This window comes from Paenibacillus wynnii, from assembly GCF_000757885.1.
GTDB lineage: Bacteria > Bacillota > Bacilli > Paenibacillales > Paenibacillaceae > Paenibacillus_AQ > Paenibacillus_AQ wynnii.
This window is the reverse complement of record NZ_JQCR01000002.1, coordinates 2,243,960-2,259,196: the sequence shown is the minus strand read 5'-3', so window position 1 is coordinate 2,259,196 and position 15,237 is coordinate 2,243,960. Positions and strand designations below refer to the sequence as shown.

Genomic DNA, 15,237 nt, shown 5'->3' with positions numbered 1-15,237 from the left:
TAAATAGTATCACAGATCTCCGTACAAGACCATTTGTATCTTCCAATAACAGGCCGCTATTTGTTAATATGTTATATTTCACAATCAGATATACAGAGCTGATTAACGGCTTTTAATGGAATCAATTGTTTCCTTAATCCCCTTTGTATAGGAAGTGGCCGGGATCGGACCCACTAAACGTTCATATTTGCTGCCGCTTAACTTCAGCGGTTCCTCGGTCAGATACAGCATCTCCACAATTTCTTTCATGACGGGGACGAATAAGCCCAGAAGGGATAACCCCACTTTACTTATAGGAAGTACCATTTTGGACATGCCGCTTGCCTCGCGTGCAATTCGTACGATCTCCCTGCCGGAGATGACATCTCCGCCCGGAATGTTCCAATTCTGTCCGTAAGCTTCTTCTCTGCTAGCCAGCTCAACTATCATAACAGCTGCATCCGGCAGGTATACATATTCACGGGGAACGTTCATATTCCCAATGAAGATGGCCGGTTTGCCGTCAGCGATTGCGGTAAACGTGGAGCCTAGATAAGAGGCCTCATTGGCGGTTGGTCCATAATAATCCGGCAAGCGCACAATTAGTCCCTTCACCTGATCCCAACGTGGGCTGAAAAACATACGCTCGAACTCAAGCTTTACCTTACCCTTTATCGTATGCGGATTCTTAGGATATTCCTCATCAATAGGCAACTCGTTCCGTCTTCTACCATAAGGATAAATGCCGTCCACCGCTAAATATCCATGATTTGATATCCCCGGTTATTTCGCTGCGTCTAATCCGACTTATACTATTCCTCAAGATGCTTTGGCTTCAATTCCGGCATTCCAAGCGCCATCGAAATATTGCACAACATTCCGTTGGCCATAAAACTGCTTACCCATACTTCAGGATGCTCCATCCCTGCTGCCGTAAACTTTTCCTCCATAAGACTTGTTACCTGATGCATGCCCTCTTGCATGGTTCGGCGAATCTCTTCATCCCGAATACCCAAGGCCTGCACTTGCAAAATAATCTCATTGGGATGTGTCTCCATCAGCACTTCGTAAGCCTTAATGGCTTCCTTAAGCAAATTTTCCGGAGAAGCCTGTATGCCTTCGAAGGTCTGAACAATTCGTTCAAAGGCTTTTTTCAGAGCGGCTACAAACAGTTCCTCCTTGTTCTTAAAAACCTTGAAAACATAAGGCTGGGAAATACCTACCCTTTCCGCTACCTGTGCCGTAGTGGCTCTAAAGTATCCATGCTCTGCAAAAACTACAACTGCCGCCTCCAATATCTGCTCCCTACGATTAACAGAGATGGTTTCTGACGATTTAATAACAGGTTCGAATGCTGGTGCCTTGGTCATAATATACTCCTTTTTGCTTCGTTGGTTATTGATCAATCACTTCTTAATTGGAGTATATACATTAATTTTAAATATTGCAACACTTACCGACTCCGGCACAAACTCTTTGCGAAAAGTAAATATTCAAGCTATGATAGGTTCAAATTTACCAAAGGGGGGCCTGTTATGATAGATGAAACGATCACGAGCGGAGTCATTCTCACGCGGACGAAGCTTCGAAAGGACACACTAGTATCGGTATTTGATGAATTTGACGGAGGCATTATGGCTCTTAGTGAAAGTAAACGGGCGGAGAAATATAATAAAATGTCGGAGAGCGCCTTTTCTTTTTACAGGGGGAGCGCCTATTTGTTCTACTTTGATACTACACAGCAGTACTTCCCCTACCACACTTCAACGGAGCGCCCGACCTGGATTCAGGGAGATCTGCATTTTGAGAACTTTGGAGCTTTCCGCAGCGAAGACGGACTTATCGTCTATGATGTGAACGACTTTGACGAGGGTTATGTAGGCTCTTATTTGTACGATCTCCTGCGTATGACAGTCAGCATCGCCCTCGTGGGAAGGCAGCTTGGATACGACAAGAAAGACCAACGGAACAATATCGAAACCTATGTAAATGCCTACTACAAGCAAATCAATCGTTTCACCGCCGGCAAGGAAGACCCGGGGGATTTCATCATGGATGCGGATGCAGCCAGTGGACGGGTTAAGAAACTACTCCGTAAGCTGGAGAAACGCAGGAAGGCACACTTTCTGGAAAAGGTGACCGCCTTGATGCAGAGTGACCGGATATTCCTTGAAACCGCAGAACTGGCTGTTCCATCCGTTACGGAGCAAGCCCGGCTTGTGGATGCCTGGAATTTCTATACCGACACAATCATCAAACGTAGCAAGGATCTGGAGCATTATCGCATTAAGGACATAGCTGTCAAGCATGGATCTGGAACGGCTTCTATAGGACTGGATCGCTATTATGTACTCATTGAGGGTGGTGTGGAGAAAGAGGGGGTAGACGATACCATACTGGAAACGAAGGAAGTACGTATCCCTGTGCCCGCCTATTTCATGCCTTATTCCGATTCGTTCTGGCAGCACTTCTCCCACCAAGGCAAACGTGTGGTAGCCACACAGCAGGCGATGCACCATAAATCAGACCCGTACTTGGGCTTCCTTACGATGGGTGGAAGAGACTTTTATGTCCGTGAACGCTCACCTTATAAGAAGAGGTTAAAAACAGAAGATATAGAGACTATAGACGATATGAGTTGTGTCCTTGTGATTATGGCTCGTCTGACTGCCAAATTGCATGCCCGAGCCGATGCAGATGTGGATATGGGAATTCTACCCTACCATAGTGAAAAGGAAATCTCCAAAGCCATGGGAGCGGACCCAGACGCATTCGCCCGCTATATTTCTAATTGGGCTATCGCCTATACCGATCAAGTAGAAAATGACTATAGGCTATTTGTGGAATGGGTGAAGCGATAACGTCAACCTAGTTGTCTTTTCATTTAGGGTCTCCGCAGCGATTTGGGTGATCGACGCATCCTGCCTGCACGCACGCTCCCACCCTTCAACACTGGCGGGTTCAAAATGGCTTCCCTTATTTTCGTTCAGGAACGCCATCGCCTCATCATGAGATAATCCTTTTCTGTAAGCACGGTCGGAGGTAAGCGCATCATAAACATCAGCTACCGCCACAATTCGGGCCATACATGGAATTTGCTCACCTTGCAAACGGTCTGGATATCCTTCCCCATTCCATTTTTCATGATGGGAACGGATGATCTCCAATTCCTCTCTCATAAAGCCGAGACTTCTGCATAGCTCATATCCAATAACGGGGTGTCTCTCAATAATGGTTCTTTCCTCTGGAGTAAGCTTTCCCGGCTTATTGAGGATGGAATCCGGTATTTCAATTTTGCCCACATCATGAATGATGGTACCATGGGCCATGGCACGAAGCTGCTCCGGTCTTAGCTGCAGCTGCTCCGCAATCTTTAACGCATATACAGTTACTCTGAAATTATGGCCGGCGGTATAAGTGTCCTTGCTTTCTGTTGCTGCCATCAATGCCTTAACGCTCGGTGATATGGAGCTTGTTATTCGTTCAATAGGGTCCGTTGTAAACAAAGCACGAACCGCACCTGCCATAGATTGATTCGCCGCGTATTGCTTGCCGAGTCCTGCCAGCATAACGATTACCGAGGCTAATAAGAGGAAGTGATACAGCCACCAGCTAAGCTGCCAGACCTCACCCGTCACGATGATAATTTGAGCTACGATCAACCAGCCTGAACTATAAACAATAGCAATTTGCAAGGGGAACTGAGAATATAGATAAGAACGATAATAGCGATATACAGTTATCAGGTTGAGTACCGCAGTGACAGCAACCACAGTCCAGTTCAAAGGATAAATATTGAGTTTTATATGATCAAATAATTGAGGATACAGCACTAAACGCACCTACAGCTCCCAAGGTTAACGCCCATACAGGAAGCAGATATTTCTCATGACGGGACAAATACCCTATCAATCGATAATCGGAGGGTAATGAGGATAGCCATAACCAAAAGGTCGCCATAAGAACGCTTAGAGGAGCACTTATACCCGGCAAATGATTGGCATGAAGGAGGAAGTCGGGGGTAGATAAACCATGTATCATGAACATTTCTGCCAAGGAGATAAAAGACAATGCCAGAAAACTAACTTTAATATTCCGCACCCGTCTACCCGCAGTTCCTACCGTGAAGGCAATCACCACTGCCAATAAAGCTACAAAACTCACAATATAAAAGTGACCTCGGGGTGCCACAAAACTGTTATCCCATGAAGGCTGTCTTCTTAACATTACAAAACATATTATAGGCAATAACACGGCCACAATAGGGCCTGTGAGGCTGCGAAGTCTCATAGAATAGTCTCCATTCCTATCGAGCACGACTCCTGTCCTGCTTCTCTTAATTTCAAAAATTGCATTACTAAAATTGGAAATAAAAAAACCTGTGAACTCCTAAAAGCTCCACAGGCTGTCAAACAGGAACCTATACCCTTCTAAATGAAGGTTTTATTGTTTATTTAGTTTACCCAGTCTGCTCTTTTCCTCAGCCAGCAATTGCTCAGCCAGATCCACACCCTGATTTCCACGAGTTGGGTCGGTTTCATTTAACGCATTTTCAGCAGTCTCCATACTGTTTTCGGCCTGCTCAATAGTCTGCTCTGTAGGGTGGCTTAAGGCTTGCGATACAGCGCCATGCAGTGCATCAACTGAATTATGGACCTGAGATACAAAGTTATTCCCAACTGGATTGGAATTGTAACGTGTCATTAGTGTATTCCCTCCCTTATATCATGCTCATATTCCCTTTTAGCATGGTTAGGGAGAGGTACTATTATGCATTTGTTAATGAGGCTTATCCATGAGTCTTATTCAATCAGGCTAAATCAGGCCTAACTCGCGTAAAACTTGAATGAATTTGTCTGTATTAATGGGCTTGGCTGCATAAGCTTCACATCCGTATTCAAAAGATTGCTTCACATTATCCGCTTCAGCCAATGCTGTGGTCATAATAACTTTCAAGCGCTTTTCCGGAGAAACCCCCTTCTGGGCTTCATAATCGCGTATAGCTTTGAGCACCTTCACCCCGTCTACTCGAGGCATCATGATATCCAAGCACAATAAGTCATACGGAGCATTATCCTTCAAGGATAATAAGTAGGCATCCAGCGCTTCCAAACCATCTACAACCGTATCTACTTCTCCATAAGGGGCAAGGAATTTACTCAAAAATTTACGGCTAACTAAATCATCTTCTGCTATTAATATCTTCATACCCTTCATTCCTTTCGGTTATTGATAATACCGGGTATATTCCAGTTTTGCCGCATGATGTGTTCCATGACCACACCCATATCCCCACGTCTGGCGGCTAATTCTATTCGAAAGAAAGTGGTTTTGAGCTCCTCATTCCCGATTTCAATACATTGATTTTTGAGGCGGTGAGCCAAATCTTCAATTCGGGCTAAATCATGGTCTGGAGTGATATGCTCCAATTCCTCTATATAAATTTGTAATGTTGCACGGGCCTCACCATCGCTAACGTTTTTGGGCGACAGGTTCAGTGCCGCAGTCATTAACTCACCGTCCAGAGAGATCTTTATAGTAGGTTCTGTCCATTTTTCCAAAGCCGACTGTAACTTTTCCATAGGTATGGGTTTGGGAAGATAATCATCCATCCCTGCTGCCAAGCATTTTTCACGGTCACCTTGCAGGGCGTAGGCTGTAATCGCAATAATCGGAGTATGTCGGACTCCTGCCTCTCTTTCTCTGATCTTGCGTGCGGCCTCTAGCCCATCCATTAGAGGCATTTGGATATCCATAAAAATTAAATCGTAGCTTTTTCGCTCCAAACCCTTAAGAACTTCGACTCCGCTCCCTGCTACTTCGACTTCATAATCAAGGAAATTTAACATTCTAGTCATAACCAACTGATTAACGGGATCATCCTCGGCTACTAATATGGACCGTTTGAGACGGGGTAACTTAATATCTATAGACTTAGACCTCTCCATAACAGAGGTGGATTGCGCTGGTTTGAACTTTATGGTGAAGTAAAACACACTGCCCTGTCCTTCAGTACTCTCTACCCAAATTTGCCCGCCCATATTTTCAACAAGCTGTTTGGATATAGCCAGTCCCAGCCCTGTTCCACCATATCTTCTCGTTATGGAACTATCGACCTGACTAAATGTCTTGAACAACTTCGGATGTTCTTGTTCGGCAATTCCAATGCCTGTATCCGTTACCTTAAATAAAAGCATCAAGGAGTCCCTCTGCACCTCCTGACGCTCTACCGAAAGGGTTACACAGCCTGCATCTGTAAATTTAATCGCATTATGCAGTAGATTATTGAGCACTTGCTGTAACCGGTTAGGGTCACCGCAGACGAAGCTCGGAACCTGTGAAGATAAGGTATAATTGAATTTCAAATGTTTCGCTAAGACATTCGGGGACAACGTCTTTGCCGTCTTCTCTATTAATTCTTGAAGCGGGAAATCAACCTGATCCATTCTCATTTTCCTAACTTCCAGCTTCGAATAATCTAGAACATCATTGATTAATACGAGCAATGCATTAGCACAGGATTTGGCGGTATGTAAATTGTCTGCTTGTTCATTGTTGAGGGAGGTTAGCAGTGTCAGATCAATCATGCCAAGCATTCCATTTAGTGGTGTGCGAATTTCGTGACTCATATTGGCTAAAAATTCACTCTTCGCTTTATTTGCCCGCTCTGCCTCGTCACGCGCCACTTTTAATTCATTTTCGACTTTCTTTCTCTCCGTAGTGTCTCTCACCATAGAGAGCAAGACCTTCTTGCCCATCAGATTAAAGCAGTGAACCTTAATCTCCACGGGAATTTTCGCACCTTTTTTGGTAATGTGTACAGAATCATAGGTGTAATGGACACCGACCTGCAAGCTCTCTCTTAGGTTAATGAGTTTACTATGGTAGGGCTTACTATTAATATTCAAGGGAGACATCCCGATCAGCTCTTCTCTGGAATAACCCAGCCATGAGCATGCCACCTCGTTCACATCGATGAATCGGCTAAACATTGAGCTGTCGATAAGCTCATGAAGATAGATAGCTTCCGTAGAATTATTGAATAACTGCCGATACTTCTCTTCACTGTCGCGAAGTGCCACCTCAGAGCGCTTACGTTCCGTGATATCCCGAATAATACTCATAATTACGCGTTTACCACCAATGGTAGTACCCGTTGAGCTAACCTCGACAGGAAAGGGAGTGCCGTCTTTTTTATAATGAACCGTCTCGAAAATGACACCTTCCTGCCCTGCCTTGTTCAATTGTTCTACAATATCTGAATCGTTAGCGCGCAGTTGAAACACGGTTAATTCCAAAAACTGTTGTCTACTATACCCGTATTTATGAATGGCCGATTCATTAACATCTAAAATACGGCCTTCAGAATCTACAAAGAGGATCGTGTCATTTGCCTCTTCGGACAAAATTCTGTACTTATCCAGTACTTCTTCGGCATTTTTGCGATCGGTGATATCAAAAACGGCCCCGATAAATCCATCAAATTGTCCATTCATATCATAGAATGGACTCCCTGCATCCAATACCCAACGATACTCACCATCATAACGGAGAAGACGATGTTCATTCTCGAAGGAATGGCGCTGATCAAACGCATAATTATAATTATGCAAGCTGGCGGAACGATCGTCCGGATGAATACGATCCACCCAACCAAATCCGAGTTCCTCCTCAGGTTTTCGACCGGTGAACTGACTCCATCTTCTATTGATATAATCACATTTCTTATCCAGACCCGACCTCCATACCAGCGTAGGGAATTTCTCAAACATACTCAGGTAGTAGTCTTTGGCCTGAGTCAATTGTTCTTCCGTCTTTCTCTGCTGCGTAATATCATCTAGGATAACCAATATCTGTTTCTGACCACGGGAGTTCATCGGCACGATACTGATCTTGTACCAATAATGATTGGCAACTCCCATCTCCAGCCGGGTATAGGGAGTAACCAAATTTAGGGTGGAATTGCCCGTTTGCATTACATTCTTTATGCTTTTGTACAAGTCGCAGTTCCCGCAGGCTGCCCCGCTTCCACACCCCTTCTCAAAACTGTGGATACAGCTTAGATGGTCACCAATCCTCATTTTATTATTATCACTTAAGGGGTTTAACCTGATGAATTCCTTAGCTGCCCCATTCGCCTGAATCAGATTAAGCGTCTCATCGACCAAAATCATCCCAATGGGTGCCGATTCAAAGTAGGCCTGGAAATTATTGCGCTCCAAGAGTAGTTGATCTTCCATCCTCTTTATTTTTGTTATATTTCGGAACACAACTACCGTCCCCGTGACGAACTCTTCCGAGGTCTTAATAAGGGAACAGCTGGCAGACACGTATCGTCTTTCACCCAGCTTGGTAATGAGCATGGTATGTTTATCAAGTCCCTTAAAGGGTTCATTCTGCCCAATTACTGTAATAGGAGAAATACAGGGTTCCTCAGTTGCTCCATTAATAAGTGAAAAGATGCGGTCAAACGCCGTTCCGATAGCTTCAACCATACTCCAGCCCGTTAATTCCTCAGCTGCAGGGTTCATATAACTAACGTTACCATTCAGATCGGTGGTAATAACGCCATCCCCGATGCAAGCTAATACAGCTGAGATCTGATCTATATTTAAAGCAGATGCCGGTAAACCTCCATGCTTATGTTCCATATTCTCACCTATTTCGCAATCAGATTAGAATGCAAGGGGTAATGCAGTAACATTGATACATCCATCAGCGACATTCATTTCAAGTGTCCTGCTGATATTTCTTCCTGTGTCCTCATAGCGGCATTTAGCATTCAGACTATCAAGCACCTGTCTCGCTGCTTCAACATTCCGAGGACCTATCATAAAATGATCAGTCGATATGGAGGCTACAGCTCCTCCATAGATATGAATAATTAAATCTCTAGCTCGGCAGCCGCATTGCATTCTAATTCTATCGAACACCTGTGGAATACCCGTGCTAGCATATCGAAAGATAGAGGAAGTACCTACATTCCCATATAAAGGGGCGGGTAAAGCGATGTGAACCATTCCTGCTACTCTATGAATCGGACAATATGCGGTAACAGCTACACAGGTAGATAAAGCATAAGTCTTTAAAATATCCATGGGATCAATTGAAATCGCTGCATCCCCGATACCTACTACTTTCATTGTCATGACTGTAAGAGCCTGTGGATGAGTTGTGGGATATGGCCTAGCGAGGCTTGTCGTTCCACAGCTCCAACATCGAAGGCCGCTTTGGGCATGCCGTAGACAATAGAGGACTTAGCGTCTTGACCGATAGTTCTTCCACCCTTGCGTCTCATCATTAACAACCCCTTTGATCCGTCGTATCCCATGCCTGTGAGGATAATCCCGATGGCCTTATTCCCCGCTTCTTTGGCTACAGAATCAAATAACACATCCACCGAGGGACAGTGACCGGTGACTTTCCCCCCCGGAAAGCACTCTACTTTAAATGCACTACCTACTCTATGAATGATCATATGCTGATTGCCTGGTGCAATTAGGACTCTTCCCGACTCTACATAATCTCCCGTTTCTGCTTCTTTCACAGAGAGCTCACAGAGCTGATTCAGACGATCAGCGAACATTTTAGAAAAACCGGAGGGAATATGCTGAACAATAACAATTCCAGGAACGGTTACAGGTAACATTCTGAGAATACTAGTAATCGCCTCCGTCCCTCCGGTGGAGGCACCCATCGCAATGATCCGGATGGGGGAGGATGGGTCCGTTCGCGGCTCTATAGGTTTCATGGTAGTTTGATCCCGCCTTAATTCTTCAAGATTGATGTTTGCTGCTACTCTGATTCTCTGAATCAGATCATCAAAGAATATCTGCATATTTCCGGCGGTCATATTCGAGGGCTTGGATACGAAATCAACGGCTCCTGAATGTAAGGCATCAAAGACCCTAGTGCTTACAGTGCTAATCATAATAGTGGGTAATGGATATTGCGGGAGCAGTCTACGAATAAATTCCAAACCATTCATCTTGGGCATTTCGACATCACAAGTCATGACATCAGGCCCGTACTGCAATATCTTGTCACGCGCATCATAAGCGTCCACAGCTGTTGCAATCACTTCAATACCTGTATGATTGGAAAGCCCTTTCCTCAACCATTCACGGAAGAGAAGAGAATCATCCACAATCAGCACTTTAATGTTCCTCATCTACTTATTCCTTTCGATAGACAGCAGGCATAATGTATTTGAATGGGGTAGATTCCCTATTAATAGACTCCGAATGTCCGATGAAGAGGTAGCCTCCGCTTTCTAAGGAGTGATACAGCTTATTGAGCAGCTCTGTCTTGGTCTCCATATCGAAATAAATCATAACATTTCTGCAAAAGATGATATGAAACTTACGCCTGAAAGGGAAATTGGGCTCCATTAAGTTAAATTTTCGGAAAATAACGTCTTTCTTAATTTTTTCATGAAAGGTGAAATTTCCATTCTCATTCTTCTTAAGATATTGACTCTTCCAAAGCGGAGAAAGCGGAACAATCTGTTCATGGGTATATTCCGCTTTTCTTGCAAGCTCCAACACACGATCTGAAACATCTGTAGCAAGGACTTGCGTATCCCAGGCCAGTCTGTCATTTTGAAAGAAGTCGTTCATAAGCATGGCAAGCGTGTAGGGCTCCTCCCCCGTAGAACAGGCTGCACACCATATACGTAAATCCTTCTCCTTCAGGGTATGTAAATACTTAGGAAGAAGGGTTTCCTTCAGGTATGCAAAATGCTCTTCCTCACGCATAAAATAAGTGTGATTCGTAGTTATCTTATTGATTAGAGAATTGACGAGATGTCCCGTCCTATCTTGCAATACCAAATCAATATACTCACTAAATGAATTCACTTTTAAATGTATCAATTCATTCTGGAGCCTACCCACAACCATTGAACGTTTCTCGTTGCTTAGATGGATGCCAAGCTGCGCATAAATATAGGAGCTTAGACGACTAAACTCTCGGTTGTTTATGGATATCATTTTTAATACTTTCCAAAGTCACTATCACTTAACGATATGCTAGTCACACGTTTGGATCTCGTCACGGCAGCTTCATTATGAACATACGACTCCTTGGAAGGGTATGATTTAATAGACAAGTTTTCTCTGTCATAATCCATAGAATGATTGGCTCTCTTTAGTTGGAAACGATTGACTTGTTCTTGGAGCATTAGCGCCTGCTGCGTTAATTCTTCACTCGAAGCCGCACTTTCTTCTGAGGTTGCTGAATTGGTCTGTACCACATGTGAAACCTGGAGAATTCCTTGATTAATCTGTGCAACACCTAAGGCCTGCTCATTAGAGGAAATAGTAATATTGCTGATCAGATCAGCTACTTTAGCAACATCATCCACAATGTTTTGCAAGGCAACAGCTGTATTATTCGCAATCCTCGTGCCCACATCTACTTTTTTAATGGAGCCTTCAATCATCGCTGTAGTTTCTTTAGCTGCACTGGCTGATCTTGCTGCCAGATTTCGTACTTCTTCAGCAACCACCGCAAAACCTTTACCATGTTGCCCAGCACGCGCCGCTTCAACAGCTGCATTCAAAGCCAGGATATTGGTCTGAAATGCAATTTCGTCAATGACTTTAATAATTTTAGAAATATTGATGGATGAATCGTTGATCTCTTCCATCGCACGAAGCATACTGCCCATCTGCTCATTACCATGGATTGCATTTTGCTGTGCGGTCACCGCCAATTGATTGGCGTTATTGGAATTATGAGCATTAAGCTTCGTTTGGGAGGAAATTTCCTCTAAAGAGGCGGATAGCTCCTCAACCGAACTGGCTTGTTCAGTTGCTCCCTCGGACAAAGCTATACTTGATTCAGACATTTGTCTCGCACCGGATGCCACCTGATTTGCTGCAGAACTAATATTATTTAGAACCTCATTCATGTTATTAGACATTCTCATGAATGACTTAGATAAGATCCCTACTTCATCCTCAGTGCTAGTATCGATAGTTACATCTAGATTCCCGTTGGCCATTTGCTCAGACACATGAACTAACCGATTAATGGGCTTACTTATAATCCGGGAGGCGAACAAGCCTAAAGCGATAGCAAGGATTATAGTTGCAACAACAATAATAATCATTGTATTGACTGTATTATTAACTGTAATGGAGTACTCATCTGACTTCTTGAGACCGCCGCTTTCCTTCAGTTTGATCAATTTATCCAAATTATCGTTAGCCTCGATAGCAGGCTGAAGTGCGTCCCCATAGAACAAGGTCACTGCCGCATCTATCTGGTTCTCTTGAGCCAGAGTACTTACTTTTTCTCTGACTTCTTTATAGGTCTTAAGGGATTCCATTAAGGAATTGTAGGCTACGCGTACTTCTTCCGATTGAATACTGCCTTCGAATTTACCTAAGAACGTTTCCATACTGGTATCTAATGCTTTAATTTTTGTGATATAAGGCTCCCGTTCTTTAATCGTTTTCTTAATGAGCACATCCCTTATCGCTGCGCGGATATTGTGGAAATCCATGCCAACATGCCCTAAATCTCCAGAGGCCACACCATAGTTAACATATAAATTGGTATAGTCATCATTTACCTGCTTAATATTTAGAATTCCTATAAATCCAACCAATCCCGTCATTAATACCACTATAATAAATGCAGAGATCAATCTTGTTCCGATTTTTAAGTTATTTATCCATCTCATTTGTTTATCCTCCTAATGTATCTAGCTGTTCATTTCCATCCCATGCGCCTTTGACCAACAGTGTCTTGCAATCCAACAACAGCTTAACTTCAGATCCGACCTTGCCAATTCCCTTTATAAAATTATGGCCGCCCTTATTCATTTCAGGAGGAGCAACAATCTCGGTGTCAGGTATGGACAACACTTCGGAAACAGCATCTACAATCAGTCCTAGGGATACATTCTCTATGTCCACTACAATAATGCAGGTTCTGTCGTTGTAATCCATGAACACTTTGCCAAAACGCAATCGTATATCCATCACGGGAATGATTTTACCCCTGAGATTAATAATTCCCCGTAGATATTCAGGTTGATCCGGCACTTCCGTGATCGGTTGGATTCCAATAATCTCCCTAACGTGATTAATTTCAATGCCATAGAAGTCCTCACCCATAATGAATGTCAAAAATTTGCCCTTCTGCGTATCTTCCTCTAATTCTTCCTGAATATTTACGGACATGGATAGATCAACTCCCCTTGAAAAATATTAATATTAACTTGATAGTCTGGGAATATCCAGAATTAAGCTGATACTTCCATCTCCTAACAAGGTACATCCTGCTAGGACCTCCACTTTGTGCGACTGCTGTTGAAATAAGCTTGGGAGGGCTTTTACAACGACCTGCCTCTGGCCTATCAATTCGTCCGCCAAAATGCAGAATCCCTTCTCGTCATTCTCAAGAATCATGATTATTCCATTTGTTAAATTGCTGCGCTCTGTTGATTGATGTAATCGTTCATGTAATCGGATTAACGGGTAGCAAAGGCCACGTACCATAATCATCTCATTTCCATTCGGATCCACAATGAGATCGGAGGCCTTTGGTTTCAGAGACTCTCTTATATAAGCTGTTGGAATGGTGTATTTGGACCCAGCCACTCGGATATTCATGGCATCTACGATAGCCAGCGTGATCGGAATCCGGATCGTTATCACGGTTCCCCGATCCTCTACACTATCCACCTGTAGAACTCCGCCAATGGTCTCGACATTGTTGGCCACCACATCCATGCCTACACCTCTGCCGGAGAATTCTGTAACCTCTTCTTTAGTAGAGAATCCTGGTTGAAGGATCATATTGTAAATCTCTTTATCCGTATATTCGTGTTCAGGCCTTCTTAACAGTCCGTTCAATTGGGCCTTTTGTAATATTTTATTTCGATTTAATCCTCTTCCGTCATCCTTAATAACAATAAGAACATCGCTGCCGATATTTCTGGCTTCCAGCGTGATCGTCCCTACCCTCGGTTTATTCTTTTGTTCCCTTTCCTCCGGAGATTCCAATCCGTGGTCCATTGAATTCCGAATCAGATGCATCAGGGGATCCGACAGGTGTTCGATAATATTTTTATCTACTTCTGTTTCCTCACCAATCAGGTTCAGCTTCACTTCTTTATTTAATTTCTTGGACATATCCCGAACAGGCCGATTCATCTTCTGGAACGTTGTAGATAGCGAAACCATACGAATTGCCATGACCATATCTTGTATTTCACTGGTTATTTTTTTCAGCTGGCGGGCAGCCTTCTGAAAATTATCGAGTTGCAGGCCTTCAAGATCCGGATTCTCGGTTACCATGGCTTCGGCGATGACCATCTCACCCACCAAGTCGAGCAGACGATCCAGCTTGTCCACCTGAACACTAATGATGGATGCCGCCGCATTTACGGTTTTATACTCTTCTTGCCCTTTGACTTTGACAGGAGTTTGCTGAACACCAGTCCCCGGTTCCGTCTCTTCTGGAGCCAGCTCGATTAATTCCAAATCCCGTAGGAAGATCGTTTGTGAAAAGAACTGATGCATTTCGTCATAGCTGCGATTCGATTTGAAATGAAGCAAAAACCCCGTTGTTCTTATCGTCTCTACGCTGTCCTCAGATTCAATGATGTCGCTGGGTTCATGATGAAGCTCCGTTGCAAAATCCTTCAGATGATGAACGATAGTGAAAGCTCTGATGTTCTCCATCTCGCAACCCTCATCAAAAAAAACACGGGCTTGGTAGGTATGTTTATGATTAGACTTTTCTATCTTTTTGTTATTGGATATATAAAATTGCTGTTGTTTTTGCGAATGGTTGGTGCCTGTTGAGGCCGTAAGATCGGGATTATTCTCTTTTAATTGTTCTAGATAGCACTCGATGCGCTTAATTAACTCAGAGGAATCCTCCGTTGCCTCATCTCCTGCTTTGATCTTGAGGATTTCTACCTTGATGAAGTCAATCCCCTCAAAAACCAGGTCAGACAATAGCGAATATTCAATATGCATTGGCTTCTCTTCACGTATTACATAGAAAAGATCCTCAATGGAATGGGCAAGCTTGGAGATATCATTGAACAACATCATCGCAGCGGAGCTTTTAATACTATGCATGTGACGGAATATTTCATTGATCACTTCTTCTTTGTAGGAGGTGTTACTTTCATTCTCCAACATTTTTTGTTCAAGTTGCTCTAGCAGAAGCGAGGTTTCATAGATAAACATCTCAAGCATGGGCTCGTTGATGTATTCCTCGGTCATTGTTATC

The 15,237-nt window shown here is 43.6% G+C and carries 13 protein-coding genes and 1 pseudogene; 1 reads left to right on the top strand and 13 read right to left on the bottom strand.

The genetic code is table 11. From position 1 onward, the window contains the following. Positions 1-102: 102 nt before the first annotated feature. Positions 103-738 (bottom strand): annotated as a pseudogene (locus tag PWYN_RS12785) (NAD-dependent epimerase/dehydratase family protein); the annotation flags it as partial. A 53-nt stretch (positions 739-791) separates the two neighbouring features. Then, positions 792-1,349: a TetR/AcrR family transcriptional regulator gene (locus PWYN_RS12780; RefSeq protein WP_052087923.1), complete on the bottom strand. Its 558-nt coding sequence runs from the start codon at positions 1,347-1,349 to the stop codon at positions 792-794. A gap of 165 nt (positions 1,350-1,514) precedes the next feature. Between PWYN_RS12780 and PWYN_RS12775 the strand changes: the two genes are divergently transcribed. Further along, a complete protein-coding gene (locus PWYN_RS12775; RefSeq protein WP_036652188.1) occupies positions 1,515-2,840 on the top strand; it encodes a DUF2252 domain-containing protein in 1,326 nt (441 codons plus the stop codon). Here PWYN_RS12775 and PWYN_RS28065 read toward each other — a convergent pair. The 11 genes from PWYN_RS28065 to PWYN_RS12720 form a co-directional block, all read right to left on the bottom strand. Next, positions 2,814-3,821: an HD-GYP domain-containing protein gene (locus PWYN_RS28065; protein ID WP_240479728.1), complete on the bottom strand. Its 1,008-nt coding sequence runs from the start codon at positions 3,819-3,821 to the stop codon at positions 2,814-2,816. The genes PWYN_RS12775 and PWYN_RS28065 overlap by 27 nt on opposite strands. Continuing rightward, positions 3,790-4,269, bottom strand: a complete 480-nt coding sequence (locus PWYN_RS30025) for a hypothetical protein (RefSeq protein ID WP_036652184.1) — start codon at positions 4,267-4,269, stop codon at positions 3,790-3,792. The genes PWYN_RS28065 and PWYN_RS30025 overlap by 32 nt, the downstream gene beginning before the upstream one ends. 153 nt (positions 4,270-4,422) lie before the next feature. Beyond that, the gene (locus PWYN_RS12760; protein ID WP_036652181.1) at positions 4,423-4,683 is read right to left on the bottom strand and encodes a hypothetical protein; all 261 of its coding nucleotides are present in this window, start codon (positions 4,681-4,683) and stop codon (positions 4,423-4,425) included. 111 nt (positions 4,684-4,794) lie between these two features. Continuing rightward, positions 4,795-5,187 carry a response regulator gene (locus PWYN_RS12755; protein ID WP_036652179.1) on the bottom strand — a complete coding sequence of 131 codons (393 nt, stop codon included), beginning with the start codon at positions 5,185-5,187 and terminating at the stop codon, positions 4,795-4,797. A gap of 5 nt (positions 5,188-5,192) precedes the next feature. Next, positions 5,193-8,630 (bottom strand): PAS domain S-box protein, encoded by a 3,438-nt coding sequence (locus PWYN_RS28060; protein ID WP_052087922.1) that lies wholly within the window; start codon positions 8,628-8,630, stop codon positions 5,193-5,195. Between the two features lie 24 nt (positions 8,631-8,654). Further along, entirely contained in the window at positions 8,655-9,128 is a 474-nt protein-coding gene (locus tag PWYN_RS12745; RefSeq protein WP_052087921.1) for a chemotaxis protein CheD, read from the bottom strand. Beyond that, on the bottom strand, positions 9,125-10,150 hold the full coding sequence (locus PWYN_RS12740; protein ID WP_036652178.1) for a protein-glutamate methylesterase/protein-glutamine glutaminase: 1,026 nt from the start codon (positions 10,148-10,150) through the stop codon (positions 9,125-9,127). The genes PWYN_RS12745 and PWYN_RS12740 overlap by 4 nt, the downstream gene beginning before the upstream one ends. A gap of 4 nt (positions 10,151-10,154) precedes the next feature. Continuing rightward, entirely contained in the window at positions 10,155-10,970 is an 816-nt protein-coding gene (locus PWYN_RS12735; RefSeq protein ID WP_036652176.1) for a CheR family methyltransferase, read from the bottom strand. A 2-nt stretch (positions 10,971-10,972) separates the two neighbouring features. Further along, a complete protein-coding gene (locus tag PWYN_RS12730) occupies positions 10,973-12,670 on the bottom strand; it encodes a methyl-accepting chemotaxis protein (RefSeq protein ID WP_036652173.1) in 1,698 nt (565 codons plus the stop codon). Positions 12,671-12,674: 4 nt separating this feature from the next. After that, positions 12,675-13,172 carry a chemotaxis protein CheW gene (locus PWYN_RS12725; RefSeq protein ID WP_036652170.1) on the bottom strand — a complete coding sequence of 166 codons (498 nt, stop codon included), beginning with the start codon at positions 13,170-13,172 and terminating at the stop codon, positions 12,675-12,677. 33 nt (positions 13,173-13,205) lie between these two features. Continuing rightward, positions 13,206-15,230 (bottom strand): chemotaxis protein CheA, encoded by a 2,025-nt coding sequence (locus tag PWYN_RS12720; protein WP_036652168.1) that lies wholly within the window; start codon positions 15,228-15,230, stop codon positions 13,206-13,208. Between the last annotated feature and the right edge of the window lie 7 nt (positions 15,231-15,237).

What these genes read in the sequence shown, in the direction of transcription:
- PWYN_RS12780 (WP_052087923.1), bottom strand. Translation starts at nt 1,349, where the DNA reads ATGACCAAGGCACCAGCATTCGAACCTGTTATTAAATCGTCAGAAACC.
- PWYN_RS12775 (WP_036652188.1), top strand. Translation starts at nt 1,515, where the DNA reads ATGATAGATGAAACGATCACGAGCGGAGTCATTCTCACGCGGACGAAG.
- PWYN_RS30025 (WP_036652184.1), bottom strand. Translation starts at nt 4,269, where the DNA reads ATGAGACTTCGCAGCCTCACAGGCCCTATTGTGGCCGTGTTATTGCCT.
- PWYN_RS12760 (WP_036652181.1), bottom strand. Translation starts at nt 4,683, where the DNA reads ATGACACGTTACAATTCCAATCCAGTTGGGAATAACTTTGTATCTCAG.
- PWYN_RS12755 (WP_036652179.1), bottom strand. Translation starts at nt 5,187, where the DNA reads ATGAAGATATTAATAGCAGAAGATGATTTAGTTAGCCGTAAATTTTTG.
- PWYN_RS28060 (WP_052087922.1), bottom strand. Translation starts at nt 8,630, where the DNA reads ATGGAACATAAGCATGGAGGTTTACCGGCATCTGCTTTAAATATAGAT.
- PWYN_RS12745 (WP_052087921.1), bottom strand. Translation starts at nt 9,128, where the DNA reads ATGACAATGAAAGTAGTAGGTATCGGGGATGCAGCGATTTCAATTGAT.
- PWYN_RS12740 (WP_036652178.1), bottom strand. Translation starts at nt 10,150, where the DNA reads ATGAGGAACATTAAAGTGCTGATTGTGGATGATTCTCTTCTCTTCCGT.
- PWYN_RS12735 (WP_036652176.1), bottom strand. Translation starts at nt 10,970, where the DNA reads ATGATATCCATAAACAACCGAGAGTTTAGTCGTCTAAGCTCCTATATT.
- PWYN_RS12730 (WP_036652173.1), bottom strand. Translation starts at nt 12,670, where the DNA reads ATGAGATGGATAAATAACTTAAAAATCGGAACAAGATTGATCTCTGCA.
- PWYN_RS12725 (WP_036652170.1), bottom strand. Translation starts at nt 13,172, where the DNA reads ATGTCCGTAAATATTCAGGAAGAATTAGAGGAAGATACGCAGAAGGGC.
- PWYN_RS12720 (WP_036652168.1), bottom strand. Translation starts at nt 15,230, where the DNA reads ATGACCGAGGAATACATCAACGAGCCCATGCTTGAGATGTTTATCTAT.